Below are 18,243 nucleotides of genomic sequence, written 5' to 3'. Positions count from 1 at the left end.
TAGAACACTTGTTCGAACTCTGCCTATCGTTCGAGTCGATCCAGGTATGCGTCTTCGATTTCTTCGTCGGTCGGGGTGGATCGTTGTTTGGCCAATCTCGGGCGAACGATGTTTTTCATATGGGCCGGCATATCGTCGACCATCTCCATCTTGCGCAGGACGACGGCTTCGTCCTCTTCGCCAATGTAGTTACCTTGTTCGTCGTAGAACTGACCGTAATAGGCTTCTAGCTCTGCGGCGACCTGAGCGTCGAGTTCATCGTTGCGTACTTTTTGGCGAGCTAACCAGAAATACGCTACGTAGCACATGAGCGCAAAAACGTACCACTGCACCGAGTACGAAAGATTGGGGCCGGTGTCCAGTTCTGGTTTTTGGGCGAGCTCAGGCGTGGGCGCAGCAGGGTCCTCGCTCATGAGTTTGCCATACGCTCCGGTGTCGATGGGAAGGCCGGTAGTGTGAGCGATATCCGGAAGGTCGATCGAGGAGACCTGGCCGGCAGGGGCGTCTTTTCCGTTGTCTTTCTCACCGCTGTGCACTCGAGCAGTCACGGTAACGTGACCTTGCGGAGGTTCCGGTACCTTCACGCCGGGTTGCGCTGCATCGACGTCGGCGGCCGGTACCCAACCCCGATTGATCACCACGGTTTGCCCCTGATCAGTTTTCAGCGGCACCAGAACCTCAAAACCATTGAGCCCCTCGTAGGGCCGGTTGCGGACCAAGAGTTGGTGATCCCGCAGATAGGTGCCGTGCATCGTGACGGGTTTCCACTGGTTCTCTTCCTTGAAGTCAGAGAAAACCCCGGGGTTTTTAGCCAATGGGATGGGTGCAGAGTCATAGTTGGTCGTGACGAGCGAATTGCGGTAATCCAATTCGTCTTTTCGCCCCATCTGCCAGCCGGCGAGGTACAGGCAGATCAGTGAAAAAAGTATCGCAAAAACAAAACCGGCGATCCATTTGCCGGTAAGCAAAAAACGGTACACGGGTTAGACGTCCTGACCTTCGTCGGCTCCGTCGAAATTCTTAGTTTCTTTGAGAAAACCACGCGCCCCCAGGAAGTCTTGGAGGTACTGAACATGGTCTGGGCAGGCCAGCCAGACTTTACGACGATCTTCGGTGTGGATTCGAGGATTGTTCCATAATAGTTGAAAACTGGCCTGTGCCCTGCACCCTTTCCGTGAACATTGCCGTTCTGGGGCTTCGGGGGGCTGGTTGCCTAATGAGTTGAGCAGGTCCACTCGATGTCCTTTACGGTCGCGGCGATGAATCAGATGCGGCGGGCGTCTCGATGATCTCTCCCTCGATGATGTCTTCTTCGGTGCGATCAATCGCATCCGACGTGTATACGTCTTCATACTCATCGCGTTCGGCATGCGGTCGATTGGGATATTCTTGCTCCGGTTCGTTTGCTGAGGCGCTCTCCAACATCAGACGTTGCTCGGGTGTGAGATAGGCGGAGAAGTCGTTGGTCTCGGCGCGGTGGTTCCCGTTCGCCTCCACCACCGCCACCCAGGGGACGACGGCGGCCGCAATAAAGCAGGCCCACATCAGCCACCCGTCGGCAAAGATACCTAAAACAATAAAGACAATGCGCAAAAACATCTTGAGCGCATAGCTTTTGAAACGATGGTCGACATCCGTCGAATGACGAGATTGGGCGGAGGTGATGGAATGAACCTCCGGCTCGGCGGATCCGAAACCGTATTCACGCAGATCTTCAGCGGTCCAATACTTCTGCGACACCACCCTCACCCCCCTCTTATCGAAAGTTCAAACACCCTCAGTCTAGAACTTATCGCTTGCCCGTGCACCGTGGGTTGTTCATTGTCGCAGGCCACCACGTAAGATGAACGTGAAACCAGTAGCCATGACAACCTGTGAAAGGCACGCTTGTGACTGAAACTACAGTTAAAACCGTACTCGTGACCGGTGGCAACCGAGGAATCGGCCGAGCCATCGCCGAAGAGTTTAAGCAGGCGGGTCACAACGTGGCCGTGACCTACCGTAGCGGAGAGGCACCTGAAGGTTTCTTCGGGGTCAAGGCAGATGTGCGCGATGCATCCGCTATCGACGCCGCTTTCAAAGAGGTCGAGGCGGAGTTCGGCCCCGTGGAGGTTTTGGTGGCCAACGCAGGCGTCACCAAAGACATGTTGCTGATGCGCATGAAAGAAGAAGATTTCACCGACGTGGTGGATACGAACCTCACCGGTTCCTTCCGAGTCGCCCAGCGTGCCATCAAGGGAATGCTGAAGAACAAGCGAGGTCGCATCATCCTCATTTCCTCGGTTGTGGGACTCTACGGTAGCCCGGGTCAGGTCAATTACGCCTCCTCCAAGGCAGCATTGGTGGGCATGGCCCGCTCCATCACTCGCGAATTGGGTGGCCGCAACATCACCGCCAACGTGGTTGCCCCCGGGTTCATCAACACCGAAATGACCGCCGTCCTGCCGGAAGAAACCCAGGCACAGTACAAAGAATCCATTCCCGCCGGTCGTTTCGCCGAGCCGGAGGAGATCGCCCGCGTAGTGCGCTGGCTGGCATCGGATGAAGCTAACTACATCTCGGGAGCCGTGATCCCCGTCGACGGCGGTCTCGGCATGGGCCACTAACTCGCTAGACCATCCGGCCTGCATGTTCATTCAGCGGGTCACACACCGACTTAAGGAATTTCTATGTCAAACCTGCAAGGTAAAACCATTCTCGTCACCGGTTCTTCCCGTGGCGTAGGCGCAGACACCGCCCAGATTTTGGCGGAGGCCGGCGCCAACGTTGTCATCAACTACCGTTCCAAGGCACCTCGTGCTGAAAAAATCGTCGCCGCTATCACCGAAAAGGGTGGTTCCGCGATTGCAGTGGGTGCCGACATTACCAAGGAGGACGACGCCCAGCGCCTGATCGATGCGGCTGTCAACGAATTCGGTGGTCTGGATTATCTGGTGCTGAACGCCTCCGGCGGTATGGAATCGGGCATGGTCGAAGACTACGCGATGATTCTCAACCGCGACTCGCAGCTGCGCCTGGCACGCTTGGCCGCAGAGAAGATGAGCTCCGGTGGCCGGATCGTGTTTGTGACCAGCCACCAGGCCCACTTTATCCGCGAAGTGGAGACCATGGAGCAGTACACCCCCGTGGCGCTGTCTAAGCGTGCCGGCGAAGACGCGTTGCTGGAAGAAGTCCCCGCTCTGTCCGAGAAGAATATCTCGTTGGTTGTGATCTCCGCCGACATGATCGAGGGTACCGTCACCGCATCACTGTTGAACCGTTTGCACCCCGGTGCCATCGAACAGCGCCGTGAAGAGGCTGGCCGCTTGTACACCGTCAACGAGTTTGCTCAAGAGGTCGCGAAGATGGTTACCGCCGACGTCCCGACCGGGCACATCGAATTGGTGGGCGGCGCACAGGGCTTCATCAAGTAGTCCTGGTTCAGACCCCTAGCAAGTGGCGGACGGCATCGAGGCGCGCAACGTTGACTTCGGCGTCCGCCACCTGTCGTAGTGGGTCTTTAGCTCTAAAAGCGACGCCGAGGCCAGCGTCTTTGACCATGAGAACGTCGTTGGCGCCATCGCCTATGGCCACGGTGTCAACGAGTGAGATTCCTGCAAGAGTAGCCCACTCCTGAAGGGTCTCGCGTTTGACCTCCGGCGTGATCACCGGGCCGCGGAGGTCTCCCGTCAGCTTTCCCCCGGCCACCTCTAAGCGGTTAGCGCGGGCATGGTCGAGCCCGATGAGATCCGCCAAAGGTTCAAGAATTTCCATGAAACCGCCCGAAACCGTGGCTACCGTATGCCCCCGGTCATGGAGCGCGCGCACGAGTTCATACGCGCCGGCGGTAAAGGTGATATTTTGGACGACCTCGTCGAAGACAGAGACAGGTAATCCTGCGAGGGCTTTGACGCGCCGGCGCAACGATGTTTCGAAGTCGATTTCCCCGGACATGGCGGCTTCGGTGACCTCGGCGACCTCGTGTTCACGGCCGGCATATCGGGCCAGTTCGTCAATCACTTCCTGTGTGATGAGTGTCGAGTCGGTATCAAACACCACCAGTCGAGGTTGTTGAGGATCGACCATGGTTTCGACCGCAGAGAGCGTTCCGTCAAAACCGTGGGACTCGGCCAGATTGCGCAATTGACGCCGCAACGATTCGAGGGAGCCCCGGTAGGTGCCGACACCGAGATAAGTTGCATAACCTGGTCCGACAGCCTCATACGTGCGGTGACGGGGGCCGCTACGCACCACTGAGTGCTCGTCGAGGGTCAACAACCCGACCTGATCGAGTATTCGAGGCACATCGTTAATAACGCTGGCGCTCACGGAATCAGAAGTAGAGAGTCCCACCACGGTGACTGAGGTATCCATGCAGACATTTTACCTAGGTGAATCCTGTGTGGAAGCGCAACATCGAAGTCGGGTATTTCTCGGTGGTCGAAGCGCCGTTATAGAGTAGCTTCCATGAGCGCAGTTTTAGACCTGAACCAAGTCACCGTTACTCGTGGATCCCAGAATCTTTTGTCTAACTTTTCCTGGACAGTCAATGATGGGGAAAAGTGGATCGTCCTCGGCCCCAATGGCGCCGGCAAGTCTACTTTGCTGTCGATCGCTGCGGCTCGACTGCACCCTACCTCCGGTACCGTCGATATCCTCGATGAGATTTTGGGCGCCGTGGATGTATTCGAACTCCGCCCTCGAATCGGACTGTCTTCTGCAGGCCTAGCCAAAACCATCCCCGACGGGGAAAAAGTGCGCGACGTGGTGGTGACCGCAGCTTATGCGGTATCCGGACGTTGGCGTGAAGAGTACGACGCGCTCGACGACGATCGCGCCGCCGGACTGCTGTCCATGTGGGGAGTCGACAAGCTCGCAGATCGCCGTTTCGGCACCCTCTCCGAAGGCGAGAAGAAGCGAGTGTTGATCGCTCGTGCACTGATGACGGACCCGGAACTGTTGCTGTTGGATGAGCCCGGTGCGGGCATGGATATCGGCGGCCGCGAAGATCTGGTGATGCGCCTCTCGGGACTCACCGACGATGAATTCGCGCCCGCCACCATTCTTGTTACTCACCACCTCGAAGAGATTCCGCCTGGGTTTACCCATGCGCTGTTGATGAGCGAGGGCAAAGTGGTCTCGGCTGGTCCCATCGATGAGACGATCACCGCCGAGAACCTGCGCGCGGCCTACGGCATGGGCTTCGACATCACTCGTCACGAGAACGGACGCTTTTCGGCGTTTGCCCACCTAGCCCAGTGACCCCTCGTCAACTCAGCCCCGAGGATCTAGCTGAACGCGCCCACCGTGTTCGCCAGATCCCTTCAGTGCACCCCCTGGCCGAGATTCCGCTGCACACGCGGCGCTACTTTGAATCCCTGACCGACGTCAAGCTTCGATCCCTGAAGGAGCCGGAGTGGGGAGTTTTCATCGCCGAATCCTCGAAGGTAATTCGTCGCAGTGTCGCGGCGGGGCACCGTCCGCAGGCTTTCGTCATGAGCGAGAAGTGGGCGGACGATTTGGCGGATCTACTCGAACAATTTCCCGGGGTTCCCGCCTACGTGGGAAATGAGGAGGAGCTCGAGCAGGTGACTGGTTTTCACCTGCACCGTGGCGCCCTAGCCGCGATGCAACGTCCTGCGCCTCCCGCCTTGAGCGAGCTGTTAGCCGACGCACACCGTGTGGTGGTGCTGGAAGACATCGTGGATCACACCAATGTGGGTGCGATATTTCGATCAGCTGCAGCGCTGGGGGTAGACGCCGTGCTCGTCTCTCCGCGGTGCGCCGACCCCCTGTATCGTCGCTCGATCAGAGTCTCCATGGGCACGGTCTTTCAGGTGCCCTGGGCGCGGTTAGAGAACTGGCCCGAGGATCTTCAGACTCTGCACGAGCTCGGTTTCTATTCGGCGGCCCTAGCCCTGCACGATGACTCGATGACCCTCACCGAACTGGGGGAGCGAAACGTGGATAAACTGGCGCTGATTCTCGGCACGGAAGGGCACGGGTTGCGTCGGCGGACGGTGGAAACGGCCCACTCGACGGTGATCATCCCGATGGCTCACGGTGTGGACTCCTTAAACGTCGCAGCTGCGGCAGCGGTGGCCATGTGGGAGACCAGAAAAAAGTAGGGCAAATCATGTCTGCTGGCGCAGAATGGTACGGGCAGTGGTGCTAAGGTTGATTTTTGGTTGTTTAAACCATGGACGCTGACGCGTCATTCATCCAAAATCCTAGGCGCCTGGCAAAATCCAGGGCAGAAGAAGGTAACTATTATGCAGGCAGATATCCACCCGGATTACCACCCCGTACTCTTCCGCGACTTGGCATCGGGCAAGACTTTCCTGACCCAGTCCACCATGACCTCGGAAAAGACCGAGACTTGGGAAGACGGCAATGAGTACCCCCTCGTCGAGGTTGAAATTTCCTCCGAGTCGCACCCGTTCTACACCGGTAAGCAGCGCATCATGGACTCCGCTGGTCGTGTGGAGCGATTCAACGCTCGCTTCAAGAACTTCGGTGGCAAGCGCTCCTAGTTTCAGACTTTTCTCAGAACACCCCACGCAGACTTGTAGTCTGTTGTGGGGTGTTTTGTTTACGTTCATGGGTAGAATACACTCTGAACTTCTCATTATCTCATTGATTTACAGCGTCCACTCTAAGGAGCCTTGTTATGGCCGTTGCCCCCGAAAGCAACAGACCCCCACGCAGGAAGAAAAAGGGACTCATCGTTCTCGGTGTGATCCTCGGCTTGATTCTTGCCTTGGGTATTGGCGGTTGTGCCTATGTAGCCAGTATTGGCAAGGCATGGGACGACGGCACCGACAAGTTCCAGTCTCAGGTATTCCCTAACGAAGACGGCACCCTCAGCGATCCCAATAACGCCAACGACGGTAAGAATGCCAACGGTGATAACGGGGAGGACGCCAACGGAAAGAACAAGGACGTACCCGCCGCTCTTCAGAACGGTGAGATCACCAAAGACAAGGGTGAGAAGAAGGTAACCCCGGAAGATCAGAACGGAAATGGAATTCCCGACAAGGTTGAGAACGGGAAGGTGACCAAGCGTCCTGAAGAAACGGGTTCGACCGATATCTTGCTGCTCGGTAGCGACTCGCGCGCCGGGTCCGCCGAGGCCGTCAACGTGCAGGGACAACGTGCAGACTCGATCATGATTCTGCACATCCCGAACAATGGTGGCGATCCCTATCTCATCTCAGTCATGCGTGATACCTGGGTCAATATCCCCGGTCACGGTTCGGCCAAGGTAAACCACGGTCTGGATTACGGCGGGGTAGGCCTGCAGGTTTCCACCCTGGAGCAGCTACTCAACGTGCGTATCGATCACGTCGCCGAGATCGACTTCACCGGATTCAAGTCGATGACCGATGCACTGGGCGGTGTCGACGTGAATGTTCCAATTAGCTTCAAGTCTGATCACTATGAATACACTCAGGGCCAGATGCATATGGATGGAGCTCAGGCTTTGGAGTTCGTGCGTCAACGTTACGCATTCGAAGATGGCGACTACCAGCGAGTGCGCAACCAGCGAGCATTCATGGACGGTGTTCTCCACACGATCCAATCCAAGGGAGCGTTCAACAACGCTACCAATTTCAAGAATGTAGTGGAATCTATCGCTCCGTACGTCACCGTGGATAGCGGTCTGGACTCGGGCGAAATGGCTCAGCTAGCCACCCCTTACATTGCCAAGGGCGGGGCGCATCTTCACAAGCTCACCTTGCCGAATGCCGGAACGGGTTGGTCGGCCGATGGGCAGTCCATCGTCATTCTTGACTCCGAAGCCACCTCGCAACTCTCCGACGCATTGCGTAACAACACGATGTCTGATTACACCGCTAAATATGGCGAAGACTAATGTGAAGACCTACTGATAACGCCCCGCTCCTGAGATTCAGGAGCGGGGCGTTTTTGTCCGGGGAGTATTGTGCTCAGCGAGTGCTACTCGACGGCGTGACGAGAGGTTGCGGTTCGATCCATCGCCAACGCGAGAAAGAGGAGCGAGGCGCCCAAGACTAACCCCACCACACCGAGGAGGGGCTTCCACATCACGGCAAAAATGCCACCGATCAAGATCAACGCACCCACAATTGCTAGCAGAATGGGCAGGCGCCGATCAGGTGCCAGCGAGCGCCCACGCGCAACGGAACCGGTCGTAGCGGAGGTTTCTTCCGGCGTTGATGCAGGAGCCGAAGCCAGCGACCCTACAAGCCCTCGCTTCTTCTTCGGTGCCGTGTTCTGTCTGTTGGTTTCGCCATCGGTGGGTTGATAAGCGTCCGGCACATCGTAACTATCGGCGGTTTCAACCAACTCGGGTACGTTATTGGGTAATTCCTCGAACCACTCTTGATCCAGATCACTGGGACGCACGGCCTGGACCGTCAACGACAGCTCAAGAGAGTTACCGCGGATGGTGCCCCAGGCACTGGTGAGTTTGTTGCGCTCGAAGGCATAGCGGATGACGGGGGCCAACTGCTCTGACATTTGTGTGCTGAGGCGACCCACCCGTTTACGGTCGTGGAAAACCTCGACGGAATCGACCAGGGTGCCATTGGCCTGTTTGAGTTGATTCGCCTCGAGGGTCAGTATCACTCGACCTTCTCCGGAAGGGGGCAGGATCGAATGGAGGTACTCGGCGTAATCCTTTTCGTCGAGCACCTTGAGAGAGGGCCCCTGGGGCATGAGTGCGGCCTGAGTGGGCGCCTGGTTGAGCGGGAAAAGTGAGCCCGAGGGGGAGAGGTTGAGCAATCCCTGGCTTTCGATGTTGTTACGGCCATCTTCTGTGCGCAGGACGGCTGACAGCTGGAAATACGCGATGGGCACGTAACCACTGGCCACGACGCGGGTGATGGGCTTCCAGTATTCTCGAGAGTTCTCGGGGCTGAGGCGGCCTACCTTGAGATCGTCGATGTAAACGGCGATGCTGTTCGGCTCATAGGGGTTGTCGGGTTCGGGGACCAATCGGGCTTCGCCGGTCCACATTCTTTCCCGGTCAACCTGGAGCTCCTCGAAGACCTGCAGGATCTCGTTATCATAAAAATCATTCGTGATGACTTCAACTGTGCCACGATCACCAAGTGCATAGTCGGTCAAGGGGAGCTCCTTTAGAGTGACAAAATATTCAAGTAATAGCTTCTCACGAAAACACCGGTCTAGTACCGCATATCCGGCACCAAACCGGTGCTTCGCTGAGGAAAATTACCCGTCGGTAGGGGAACAGAGTTGCCGGTCTCTAGGAGCGGACGGCGTTGAAGGCTTGTCCCTGTAATGACCTACGGGTGTGATCGAGTTGTTCGATGATGAGGCGGCGGAGTGCGACGGGTGCATCTGGTCGATCCCGGAGGAATTTTTCGGCGTGTTCGACGACCGGGTGCTCGGAGATAGTGCCCTCCCATTGGGCATGGGGGAACAGGCCCAGTACCACTCGGGTTGCCATACCGATAGAGCGAGACTGCCACGTGGTTTCCAATGTATCGAAGTAACGGTTGAGGTGAGCTTGCCGTAACGCTTCGTCTCCCTCTTGGTATCCCTGGGCGGTTGCAGTGAGGATGTCGTTCGAGAGTGTCTCATTGGTCAGAACATCGTCAAAGGCCTGGGTCTTGGTGTCCTCGCCAGGGAACGCAGCCATGCTGTGCGCGTAACCGCGCTGTGCGATGGCCGAGGGGTGAGCCTTCACAACGCTTTGCAGTTCGTCTCTATCGACCTTGTCTTGGGCGGCGAGAGAAATAAGGGCGGCCCACCCCAGGGTCTGGGTGAGGGCGAGGCCAGCGGTACCGGAATAATCCATCGTGGTCTCACCGCGAGCGCCGGGTACGGCTGCCCGCGCGAACTCCTCACCCTGCGCGGTATGCGCAGCGAGGGAGAGCATCGCACGCATGAGAATGAGTTGTTTATCCCCTCCTTCCTCGCTGTCCTTCAGAGCCGCTTCAGACGCCGTAAAGAGCTCATCCCACAGGGGCTGACGCTGTGGGGCAGGCGTGAAATTCCGGATTGCTTGCTGGGCTTGAAGCAAAAGGGTGTTGAGGAGGGTGGCGGATTGCTCGGGAAGAACGGTTCGCGCAACCGCGGTGACGAAACGATGAGTGCTCAGCCGGGCGTCCCGCACCTGGTTCCACAGGCTGGACCAGATCAGACCGCGGGTCATAGCATCTTCAAGGGTGTGCGTATAGCGGAGGGCGACTTCTAAGCCGTCTTCTTCACTGAGTACGATCTTCGCATAGGTGAGATCCTCGGCGTTGAGCACGATGAGGTCGGAAGCTCCCAACGCCTCTCGTTCCTGTTCTTTAAAGTGTACGGAGTAGTCTTTGATCTCACCCGGGGGTAAGACCACGTCGGATTCGAAATTTCCTCGGAGGGTCTCTCCGTCGAGACGGTACCCCCGCACTTTTAGGCGGTGGGGGCGGCCGAGGGCGGGATCGTTCCCTTCCGGCAGATCCTGACTGATCAGCAACTCGGTATGCGGTCCGGAATAAATACGCCGGGTTCGTAGAGTGCTCAGGCCGCTCGTTTGTAGCCAGGCCTGAGCCCAGGTCAACACGTCGGCAGAGGAGCATTCATCGAGCGCTGCGAGGAAGTCGTCGAGCGTGGTGTTTTTCCAGGCATGACGCTGGAAGTAGAGCCGAGCACCGGCAATGAAGGAGTCGAAGCCCACGAAGGCCACCAGTTGCTTTAATACCGAGGCGCCCTTGGCGTAAGTGATGCCGTCAAAGTTCTGCCGGGCCGCCTCGAGGTGAGGGATGTCTGCGACGATGGGGTGGGTTGTGGGTAACTGGTCCTGCCCGTAGGCCCAGGCCTTACGGTTATTGGCAAAGCTGACCCAGGCGTCCTCGAACCCGGCCGCCTCGCGAGCTCCCAGGGTTCCCATGAACTCAGCGAACGATTCTTTGAGCCAGAGATCATTCCACCATTTCATGGTGACGAGGTCTCCAAACCACATGTGTGACATCTCGTGGCAGATGACGTTGGCGCGACCTTCCAGTTGCTCCTGGCTGCCCCCGCCCTCGAAGAGGTAGTTTTCGGTGAACGTCACGAGACCTGGGTTTTCCATCGCTCCTAGGTTGTATTCCGGTACGAAGGCTTGCTCGTATTTGGGGAAGGGGTAGGGAAAGTCAAAGAGTTCTTGATAGAAATCCAATCCAGCCTTGGTCACCGCAAAAATGTTCTCGACATCGAAGTGCGGTGTGAGTGACTGGCGACAATAGGCAACGAGGGGAAGGGAGCCGTTGTTGACGGGTCCCGTGGGGTGGTAGGTGTCAGTGGCCACGTGGTATTCGCCGGCAAGGATGGTGGTGATGTAGGTCGAAATGCGAGCCGTGGGTGCGAAGACGCGCTTGGTGATGGACGCGTCGGAGGGGTCTTCGACGGTTTTCTCTAGGGGAGCGTTCGAGCTGACTACCCAGTTCTTCGGTGCGGTAATGCGGAAATTGAAGACTGCTTTGAGGTCGGGTTGTTCAAAGTTAGGGAAGACACGACGGCTATCGGCGGGTTCGTATTGGGTGTAAAGATAGACCTTGCCGTCTTCAGGATCGATGTAGCGATGTAGACCTTCGCCCGAGCGGGAGTAGAAGGAGCGGCCGTGCACGGTGACAACGTTGTCTGCGGCGAGGTTTTTCAGGTGAATGCGGGATCCCTCCACCACATCGGCGGTGTTGAGTAATTCCCCATTAACCTTCACGCTCTCGACGCTGTGGTGGATGTAGTCGAGGAAGGTCTCTGCGCCGTCCTGTGCCGTGAAGCGAAGGGTCGTGGCGGTGGGGTAGGAGGCGATCGAGGAGTCCGCTGCATGGGTGAGGTCGACGTGGACGTCGTAAGAGTCTACGTGGACGAGGTCGGCTCTGCGCGCTGCTTCTTCTTGGCTCAGGTTTTCGTTATTCACTGGGTTCCTTTTCGGGCGTTTTGAAGTGGGCGTAACGGTCCTTATTCAACCGATGGCATTAGATACATCATGACCGGCGAATGATTGTGATGCAACACACCTAGTAATCTGGGGTATCGATTTGCGCAGGGGGCCGACCCCGTGTAGATTATTACCTGTTGCCGCGAGAGGTTCGCAAGAATTTATCTCGTAGTTCACCTGCGCGGGTGGCGGAATAGGCAGACGCGCTAGCTTGAGGTGCTAGTCCTCATATATCGAGGGTGGGGGTTCAAGTCCCCCTCCGCGCACAACATTTCTCCTAGTGAGAAGCCGCAGAAAAGACCCGGTGTTGACACCGGGTCTTTTTTGTTGCCGCGAGTCAGAGGAAACATTCATCGAATGCGTCATGGTGAGACTCTAATGCTCACGACGGGCAAAAAAGTGAGTTTAAAGTCTGGATTACTAGCAGTGTCGTGAAGACATTAACTTAATAAACGGATTAAAAGGCACATAACCCCACATAACCGGGCATAATCGAAGGTAGCGGCTGGTGAACAACACCTGCCCCCTCACCGCCCAACTACCTCAGAAATTTTGTGAGCCAGGAGGCCTCGAGCATGACTCAGCTTACCCAAAAGAAAACCAAACTCGGCGTCATCGGCGCAGGGGGCGTGGGTTCCGCCACCGCCTACGCCGCAATGCTGCGCGGCTCGGCTGATGAGGTCGTGATTTACGACATCAATGGGGCGCTGGCTCGAGCTGAGGGCCTGGATATCACCCACGCGACGGGCCTCGCTCAAGACGTACGCGTCTCCGGGAGCGACGACATCGCCGTCCTCAAAGATTGCGACGTGATCTTCGTGACCGCCGGCGCCCGCCAGAAACCGGGCCAATCCCGCCTCGACTTGGTCGACGCCAATGTAGCCATTCTCAAGTCCATGTTGCCTCAGGTGATGAAACAGGCGCCGGATGCCGTCTTGGTCATTGTGACCAACCCCTGCGACGTCCTCGCCGTCGTCGCCCGAGAAATCACGGGGTTGCCAGCAGAACGCTGCTTCGCCTCGGGCACGGTGCTGGATTCCGCACGTCTGCGTTACTTCATTGCCGCGCGAGCTGGCGTTCGCGTGCGCCACGTCAACGCCAGCGTCCTGGGGGAGCACGGCGACAGCGAATTCGTCTATTGGTCCGCGGCGAACATCGGTCAGGTCTCGCTCGACGAGTGGAAGGACGAGGACGGCAACCTCATTTTTACCGACGAGGTCAAGGCGCAGATCGAGGAAGATACGATGCGGGCCGCCTACAACGTCATCCAAGGCAAAGGGTCCACCAACTACGCGATCGGCGTCGCCTCGGTGCGCATTGCGGAGGCGATCCTGCAGGGTCAAGACGCCATCCTCCCGGTATCGAGCACGATCAACGGCAAGTACGGCATCACAGGTAATGCGGCACTCTCGTTGCCCAGCATCGTGGGTCGCGGTGGCATTAAACGAGTCTTTGAAGTTCCGCTGACCGAAGAGGAAACGCAGAAGATGTGGCACTCTGCAGAAACGCTGAACGAGGTCTTAAGCAAGATCACCATCTAACGGCGTTCCTCACTGAAAAATAAGACGGGACCGGTTCTTGAACCGGTCCCGTCGTTTATTCCAGGACTTACAACACGCCTGCGGTGTTGCGAACCCGCAGTATCTTGCGTCGCAACCAAAAGCGTCGTTTACCACCGTAGAGGATCACCGAGCGGGCCAATTCCCACCGGCCATATTCGGTATGCTCACCCAATCGAGAGCGCACCTCGGAGACCTTTTCACCCGGTTGAGAGGTGATCATAAGATACTCGTAACGTTCATCGTTACCGAACGTTGACGTGCGAGTTAAACCTGCTTGATGTTCTCGCAAAAATACCCCCTGATGTCTTTCGCCGAAGGTGATTTTCCGGCTAGTGTCTATTACATGAGTAACGACCCTCGTGCCGCACTGGCAAACCTTACGAATGCTCTCGAGGAGCATCTTACCGCTATCGTCAATCGACGCGGCGAACACGACCCTGCGATCGATAACGCTTACGTGGCCGTGGCCAACGCGTTCGAACGGTACGAAGAGGCCCTCTTTGACGAGTACGAAGAGGTCACCCCTCTGGACGTCTACATCGATGATGAAGATGAGCTCGATGATATCGACGAAGACTTCGACGATGACGAAGATGATCTTGAGTATGAAGATCTCGACGAGGGTGAGAATTCAAGCCGGTTCTAAGCGAATGATCGCCTAACTCTCAGCAAAGTGTAATCAACACGGTGGGGCAAGATACCCACCGTGTTTGTTTTTAAACAGTAAAGTTCCCTGTTGTGGAATGGATACAAGCAATAATCTTAGGCCTGGTTCAAGGCCTCACTGAGTTTCTGCCAATTTCGTCGTCTGGACACATTCGTATTGTGAGCCAGTTCTTGCCGAATACCTCCGATCCGGGCGCGGCGTTCACCGCCATCACCCAGCTGGGCACCGAAACCGCGGTGTTGGTATTTTTCTGGCGGGACATCGTTCGCATTATCTCCCGGTGGTTTGGCTCCCTACGCGGCACCGTCGATAAGAAAGACCCGGACGCCCGCATGGGTTGGTTCATCATCATCGGTTCGATCCCGATCGTGGTGTTGGGCTTGCTCTTGCAGGATTACATCGAAAGCTCTTTCCGTTCGCTCTGGATCACCGCCACCATGTTGATCGTCTTCGCGATCTTCATCGCCATTGCAGACAAAATCGGCAAGGAGCAGCGTCAGCTCGAGGACCTCAACGCCAAGCACGGCATTCTCTACGGTCTGGGCCAGGCGTTGGCGCTGATTCCCGGTGTTTCCCGATCTGGTGGAACCATCACCACCGGTTTGCTCATGGGATACACCCGTGAGGCCGCTACCCGGTATTCGTTCCTGCTGGCCGTGCCCGCCGTCTTCGGCTCGGGTCTGTACCAGCTGGCTAAGAGCATCAATGACGGTTTCGACGGTTACTACGGCATCGGACCCACCGCGCTGGCAACGGTGATCGCTTTCGGCGTGGGCTACTTGGTTATCGGATGGTTGCTCAAGTACATCTCCAAGAACACCTTCACCATCTTCGTGTGGTACCGCATCGCGTTGGGCCTGCTGCTCTACGTCTTGCTCGGTCTCGGAGTTCTTGCACCTAACAGCTAAATCTCCAGATACCCGTTCACGTGCTCAGGCAGTGAACGGGTATTGTTTTTAACGGAAAGTTTTGAACGCTACTCGAAGGATCTCTATGCGCGCTTGGGATGCACCCTCCGTTCCGAATCTGCCCGGCCACGCCGAGCGTCCAACCATCTTTGACACCGCATTGCAGCGTAGCGTCCAACTTGAGCAAGAAGAGACGGCGGGTCTGTACGTGTGCGGGATTACCCCCTACGACGCAACCCACATGGGCCACGCCGCCACCTACGTGGCATTTGACCTCCTGCACCGTGCCTGGTTAGACGCCGGCATTAAGGTCACTTATGTGCAAAACGTGACAGACGTGGACGACCCGCTACTGGAGCGCGCCGAACGGGATGGCCTCGACTGGCGTCAGCTCGCCGAAGAACAGACGGAACTCTTCCGCACCGACATGGAGGCACTGCGCGTTCTACCTCCCCAGCACTACATCGGCGCGGTCGAGTCCATCGAATGGGTCGTGGACGCCGTCACCCAGCTCATCGATCGAGGCCTGGCTTACACGGTGCCCGGTTACACCGATGACAAGGGTGTTCAGCACCCCGCGGGTGATGTCTATTTCGATATCGAGAAGGCAGGTCGAATTAACCCCGAGGATCCAGAACACTGGGAGCTGGGTCAGATCTGCAACCTGAACAACGAAGAAATGCTTCCTATCTTCGCCGAACGGGGTGGCGATCCAGACCGCGAAGGCAAACGCAACGTGCTCGACCCCCTGCTGTGGCGTGTGGAACGTGCGGGGGAGCCGAGCTGGGACGGAAAGTCCCTGGGTGCTGGTCGCCCGGGCTGGCATATCGAATGCACCATGATTTCCCAGCACCTGTTGCCGGCGCCGTTCTCGGTGCAGGGCGGAGGTTCCGATCTGCAATTCCCGCACCATGACATGGGGGCTGGGCATGCCTACGCCCTCGCCGGTAAGCCGATGGCACGCCACTATGCACATACCGGCATGGTAGGTCTGGACGGCGAGAAGATGAGCAAGTCACTGGGCAACCTGGTGTTGGTCTCAAAGCTCCGCGCTCAGGGCGTCAACCCCGGTGTGATCCGTCTAGCCATCATGGATAACCACTACCGCACCGACTGGTTCTGGACCGATGAACTGCTCACCAAAGCACAGAATCGCTTCGACATGCTGGTGGAGTCAGTGCGTCAGGCCACGAGGGAGAACGACGAACTAGCTCAACAGACCCTGACCCAGGTGCGTCAACATCTATCCAACGATCTTGACGCTCCCTCCGCGCTCATCGCGCTCGATCAGTGGGCCATCGCGGCTCAGGCACGTCTTAACGATGGTGAGGACGTCGGGGGCGGATCGCTCGTTGCCGATCTCGTCCTCGCCCGGCTGGGCGTCGACCTACGCGACTAGGCTAGCGCTAAGCCTCGCAGGCCGGTGACCCGAGTTTTGGGTTACCGGTCGCGTCGTTTAAGGAACTGCTCGAATTCAGCGGCGATATCTTCACCGGATACTGAGTCGAGGGGGTCTGCTTCGGAATCAGCTTCTAACTGTGAAACATATGCGGCCAGCTCCGGTTCTTCGTCCATGAGCTCGGCGGCACCACGTTCCCAAGCGAATACCTCGTCTTCGACCACTTTCAGAGGTAAGGGCACGTCCAGGAGGCGTTCGATACACTGGAGCAAGGCATAGGTGGCTTTAGGGTGCGGGGGATGTCCCGCGTAATGGGGGATGGAAACCCAAGCGGAAAGGTCAGCTATCCCAAAGTTGCGGGCCGAGTGCGCCAGCACACCCACGATGCCGGTGGGGCCTGAATAGGTTTGTCGTTGAATCCCTGGCGAATTTCGCAAAAACCTGTCATAACTGGTGAGAGACAGCGGCAGGGGGCGCGTATGCGGCACCTCCGCCAGCAGGCTGCCCAGTTGCAGAAGATATTGCACGTGATGCTCTTTGGCCAGGCCGAGTAGTTGCTCGGTGAATTCCTTCCAAGCAAAGCTGGGTTCGGGGCCGCGCACCAGCAAGATGCGCAAATCACCGTCTTGTGCGGTGAAGCTCTGCACCGAAATACCTGGCCACTGGATGTCTCCCGTGCCGTTGGAATGGGACGTGAGTACGGGGCGATGCTGCGAGTAATCGATAAAGCGATCGAGCCCTTCGACGGGCACGTCCTGAGTCTCGAACTGGCGTCCCAAAAATTCCAGCGCTTCGCTGGCGGCCGCGCCGGCGTCATTCCAGCCGTCGAAGGCGGCGATCATCACGGTAACCGGTTCGCCGGATGCGCCGCGGGCGCGGGCGTCGTCGCGGAAAAGATTTCTGGGGGTGCGCAGTGCTGAGCTCATCACATACATTTTAGTGGACGGCCAGGTCTAATCCTATGAGCGCAACCGTTTAGGTAACGTGCTGTATATCGCCTTGTCGGTCGGCGTTGAACCGCTCTGACTCTGGTTAACTTCGTTAAACTCTTTTTGACCCACGTCTCAGCGAAAGTCAGGTTTCCATGCAAAGTGTTCCCGGAGTGCGTCTTGTGACAGTCCGCGGGGTGCCGGTGTACCTCAAGAAATCGTGGTTCGTGCTCATGGCGCTGGTGATCGTGGGATATGGCCTCTATCTCGCAGGATTTCCCGGTGTCGACCAGGGGAGAGCCTTCACCATCTCGACCACCGTCGCCCTGTTGATTGCACTCGGTGTTCTGATCCACGAGTTGGCACACGCAATGGCCGGCCTCTTTTGCCATCGCCGCATTCAATACATTTCGATGACTCTCTGGGGCGGTGTCACCAAGCTTTCTCCCGGTACCGCGGCGTCCTCGTGGGTGATTTCGGTCGCCGGGCCTCTCGTGAACCTGGGGTATGCGGGATTGCTGTACGCCGTGCTACCGGTGTTGCCCGAGACGGGCTTGGGAACCGGTGTGGCCATCGCCGCCGACGCCAACCTGATGATTTCTCTGTTCAATCTGGTGCCGTCCTACCCGCTCGACGGTGGACACGCGCTCGAGGCGTTCCTGACTATGATCACGGGCCGGCGCGTTTCGGCCATGATCGCTACCGCCTGGGTCGGCCTGTCGCTCATCCCGATATTGGTGATCGTGGTCATCTTCTTCGGTCTATGGCGTTCCACCCCCATGCTGGCTTTGGCCGCGTTTCTGGGGTGGTATATCTGGTCTTCGAGTATTCCCATCCTCAAGGCGTTTCCGCACCGCGGTGATTCTTTGAGAGAATAATAAAAAC

The 18,243-nt window shown here is 57.5% G+C and carries 19 protein-coding genes and 1 tRNA gene; 12 read left to right on the top strand and 8 right to left on the bottom strand.

Going from position 1 to position 18,243, the window contains the following annotated elements; translation table 11 throughout:
• Nucleotides 1-23: 23 nt before the first annotated feature.
• From VVR12_RS02890 to VVR12_RS02880, 3 genes are read right to left on the bottom strand one after another with little or no spacing between them, the layout of a single operon-like run.
• The gene (locus tag VVR12_RS02890) at nt 24-980 is read right to left on the bottom strand and encodes an SURF1 family protein (protein ID WP_368549607.1); all 957 of its coding nucleotides are present in this window, start codon (nt 978-980) and stop codon (nt 24-26) included.
• A 3-nt stretch (nt 981-983) separates the two neighbouring features.
• Nucleotides 984-1,235: an acetone carboxylase gene (locus VVR12_RS02885; RefSeq protein WP_368549606.1), complete on the bottom strand. Its 252-nt coding sequence runs from the start codon at nt 1,233-1,235 to the stop codon at nt 984-986.
• Between the two features lie 10 nt (nt 1,236-1,245).
• The gene (locus VVR12_RS02880; protein WP_368549605.1) at nt 1,246-1,740 is read right to left on the bottom strand and encodes a DUF3099 domain-containing protein; all 495 of its coding nucleotides are present in this window, start codon (nt 1,738-1,740) and stop codon (nt 1,246-1,248) included.
• 149 nt (nt 1,741-1,889) lie between these two features.
• On the opposite strand from VVR12_RS02880, the gene VVR12_RS02875 reads away from it, so the two are divergent.
• On the top strand, nt 1,890-2,606 hold the full coding sequence (locus tag VVR12_RS02875; protein WP_368549604.1) for a beta-ketoacyl-ACP reductase: 717 nt from the start codon (nt 1,890-1,892) through the stop codon (nt 2,604-2,606).
• A gap of 63 nt (nt 2,607-2,669) precedes the next feature.
• Entirely contained in the window at nt 2,670-3,413 is a 744-nt protein-coding gene (locus VVR12_RS02870) for an SDR family oxidoreductase (RefSeq protein ID WP_368549603.1), read from the top strand.
• 7 nt (nt 3,414-3,420) lie between these two features.
• Here the strand turns inward: VVR12_RS02870 and serB are convergent, their stop codons facing one another.
• Nucleotides 3,421-4,353: a phosphoserine phosphatase SerB gene (gene serB / locus VVR12_RS02865; protein ID WP_368549602.1), complete on the bottom strand. Its 933-nt coding sequence runs from the start codon at nt 4,351-4,353 to the stop codon at nt 3,421-3,423.
• 93 nt (nt 4,354-4,446) lie between these two features.
• Here serB and VVR12_RS02860 point away from each other — a divergent pair, with 93 nt between their 5' ends.
• The 4 genes from VVR12_RS02860 to VVR12_RS02845 all read left to right on the top strand — a co-directional run bounded on the left by VVR12_RS02860 (nt 4,447) and on the right by VVR12_RS02845 (nt 7,855).
• Nucleotides 4,447-5,241, top strand: coding sequence for an ABC transporter ATP-binding protein (locus VVR12_RS02860; RefSeq protein WP_368549601.1), 795 nt, complete (start codon nt 4,447-4,449; stop codon nt 5,239-5,241).
• 56 nt (nt 5,242-5,297) lie between these two features.
• Entirely contained in the window at nt 5,298-6,107 is an 810-nt protein-coding gene (locus VVR12_RS02855) for a TrmH family RNA methyltransferase (RefSeq protein WP_368549938.1), read from the top strand.
• 144 nt (nt 6,108-6,251) lie between these two features.
• Entirely contained in the window at nt 6,252-6,512 is a 261-nt protein-coding gene (locus VVR12_RS02850; protein ID WP_368549600.1) for a type B 50S ribosomal protein L31, read from the top strand.
• 137 nt (nt 6,513-6,649) lie between these two features.
• The gene (locus tag VVR12_RS02845) at nt 6,650-7,855 is read left to right on the top strand and encodes an LCP family protein (RefSeq protein ID WP_368549598.1); all 1,206 of its coding nucleotides are present in this window, start codon (nt 6,650-6,652) and stop codon (nt 7,853-7,855) included.
• Between the two features lie 83 nt (nt 7,856-7,938).
• Here VVR12_RS02845 and VVR12_RS02840 read toward each other — a convergent pair whose 3' ends face one another.
• Together VVR12_RS02840 and pepN are read right to left on the bottom strand one after the other, a co-directional pair.
• Nucleotides 7,939-9,090, bottom strand: a complete 1,152-nt coding sequence (locus VVR12_RS02840) for a hypothetical protein (protein ID WP_368549597.1) — start codon at nt 9,088-9,090, stop codon at nt 7,939-7,941.
• Between the two features lie 139 nt (nt 9,091-9,229).
• Nucleotides 9,230-11,872 carry an aminopeptidase N gene (gene pepN, locus VVR12_RS02835; RefSeq protein WP_368549596.1) on the bottom strand — a complete coding sequence of 881 codons (2,643 nt, stop codon included), beginning with the start codon at nt 11,870-11,872 and terminating at the stop codon, nt 9,230-9,232.
• Nucleotides 11,873-12,072: 200 nt separating this feature from the next.
• On the opposite strand from pepN, the gene VVR12_RS02830 reads away from it, so the two are divergent.
• Both VVR12_RS02830 and VVR12_RS02825 read left to right on the top strand, forming a co-directional pair.
• Nucleotides 12,073-12,159, top strand: a tRNA-Leu gene (locus VVR12_RS02830).
• A 309-nt stretch (nt 12,160-12,468) separates the two neighbouring features.
• Nucleotides 12,469-13,434, top strand: a complete 966-nt coding sequence (locus VVR12_RS02825; protein ID WP_368549595.1) for an L-lactate dehydrogenase — start codon at nt 12,469-12,471, stop codon at nt 13,432-13,434.
• A gap of 67 nt (nt 13,435-13,501) precedes the next feature.
• Here VVR12_RS02825 and VVR12_RS02820 read toward each other — a convergent pair whose 3' ends face one another.
• On the bottom strand, nt 13,502-13,744 hold the full coding sequence (locus VVR12_RS02820; protein WP_409349871.1) for a DUF5703 family protein: 243 nt from the start codon (nt 13,742-13,744) through the stop codon (nt 13,502-13,504).
• A gap of 54 nt (nt 13,745-13,798) precedes the next feature.
• Here VVR12_RS02820 and VVR12_RS02815 point away from each other — a divergent pair, with 54 nt between their 5' ends.
• The 3 genes from VVR12_RS02815 to mshC all read left to right on the top strand — a co-directional run bounded on the left by VVR12_RS02815 (nt 13,799) and on the right by mshC (nt 16,429).
• Nucleotides 13,799-14,101 (top strand): hypothetical protein, encoded by a 303-nt coding sequence (locus tag VVR12_RS02815; protein ID WP_368549593.1) that lies wholly within the window; start codon nt 13,799-13,801, stop codon nt 14,099-14,101.
• Between the two features lie 92 nt (nt 14,102-14,193).
• Nucleotides 14,194-15,030, top strand: a complete 837-nt coding sequence (locus tag VVR12_RS02810; protein ID WP_368549591.1) for an undecaprenyl-diphosphate phosphatase — start codon at nt 14,194-14,196, stop codon at nt 15,028-15,030.
• An 85-nt stretch (nt 15,031-15,115) separates the two neighbouring features.
• Complete coding sequence (gene mshC / locus VVR12_RS02805; RefSeq protein ID WP_368549589.1) at nt 15,116-16,429, top strand: cysteine--1-D-myo-inosityl 2-amino-2-deoxy-alpha-D-glucopyranoside ligase; 1,314 nt, start codon at nt 15,116-15,118, stop codon at nt 16,427-16,429.
• A gap of 41 nt (nt 16,430-16,470) precedes the next feature.
• Here the strand turns inward: mshC and VVR12_RS02800 are convergent, their stop codons facing one another.
• Nucleotides 16,471-17,355, bottom strand: a complete 885-nt coding sequence (locus tag VVR12_RS02800; RefSeq protein WP_368549588.1) for a PAC2 family protein — start codon at nt 17,353-17,355, stop codon at nt 16,471-16,473.
• A gap of 176 nt (nt 17,356-17,531) precedes the next feature.
• On the opposite strand from VVR12_RS02800, the gene VVR12_RS02795 reads away from it, so the two are divergent.
• Entirely contained in the window at nt 17,532-18,236 is a 705-nt protein-coding gene (locus VVR12_RS02795) for a site-2 protease family protein (protein WP_368549586.1), read from the top strand.
• Nucleotides 18,237-18,243: the final 7 nt, after the last annotated feature.

This window comes from Rothia sp. LK2588 (assembly GCF_040946465.1).
In the GTDB taxonomy this organism is placed as follows: Bacteria; Actinomycetota; Actinomycetes; order Actinomycetales; family Micrococcaceae; genus Rothia.
Note: the sequence above shows the minus strand (reverse complement) of the source record. Positions and strands in the feature narration are given on the sequence as shown.

Coding starts and splice junctions, on each gene's coding strand:
- VVR12_RS02870 (WP_368549603.1), top strand. CDS start 2,670: ATGTCAAACCTGCAAGGTAAAACCATTCTCGTCACCGGTTCTTCCCGT.
- serB (WP_368549602.1), bottom strand. CDS start 4,353: ATGGATACCTCAGTCACCGTGGTGGGACTCTCTACTTCTGATTCCGTG.
- VVR12_RS02860 (WP_368549601.1), top strand. CDS start 4,447: ATGAGCGCAGTTTTAGACCTGAACCAAGTCACCGTTACTCGTGGATCC.
- VVR12_RS02850 (WP_368549600.1), top strand. CDS start 6,252: ATGCAGGCAGATATCCACCCGGATTACCACCCCGTACTCTTCCGCGAC.
- VVR12_RS02845 (WP_368549598.1), top strand. CDS start 6,650: ATGGCCGTTGCCCCCGAAAGCAACAGACCCCCACGCAGGAAGAAAAAG.
- VVR12_RS02825 (WP_368549595.1), top strand. CDS start 12,469: ATGACTCAGCTTACCCAAAAGAAAACCAAACTCGGCGTCATCGGCGCA.
- VVR12_RS02815 (WP_368549593.1), top strand. CDS start 13,799: ATGAGTAACGACCCTCGTGCCGCACTGGCAAACCTTACGAATGCTCTC.
- mshC (WP_368549589.1), top strand. CDS start 15,116: ATGCGCGCTTGGGATGCACCCTCCGTTCCGAATCTGCCCGGCCACGCC.
- VVR12_RS02800 (WP_368549588.1), bottom strand. CDS start 17,355: ATGAGCTCAGCACTGCGCACCCCCAGAAATCTTTTCCGCGACGACGCC.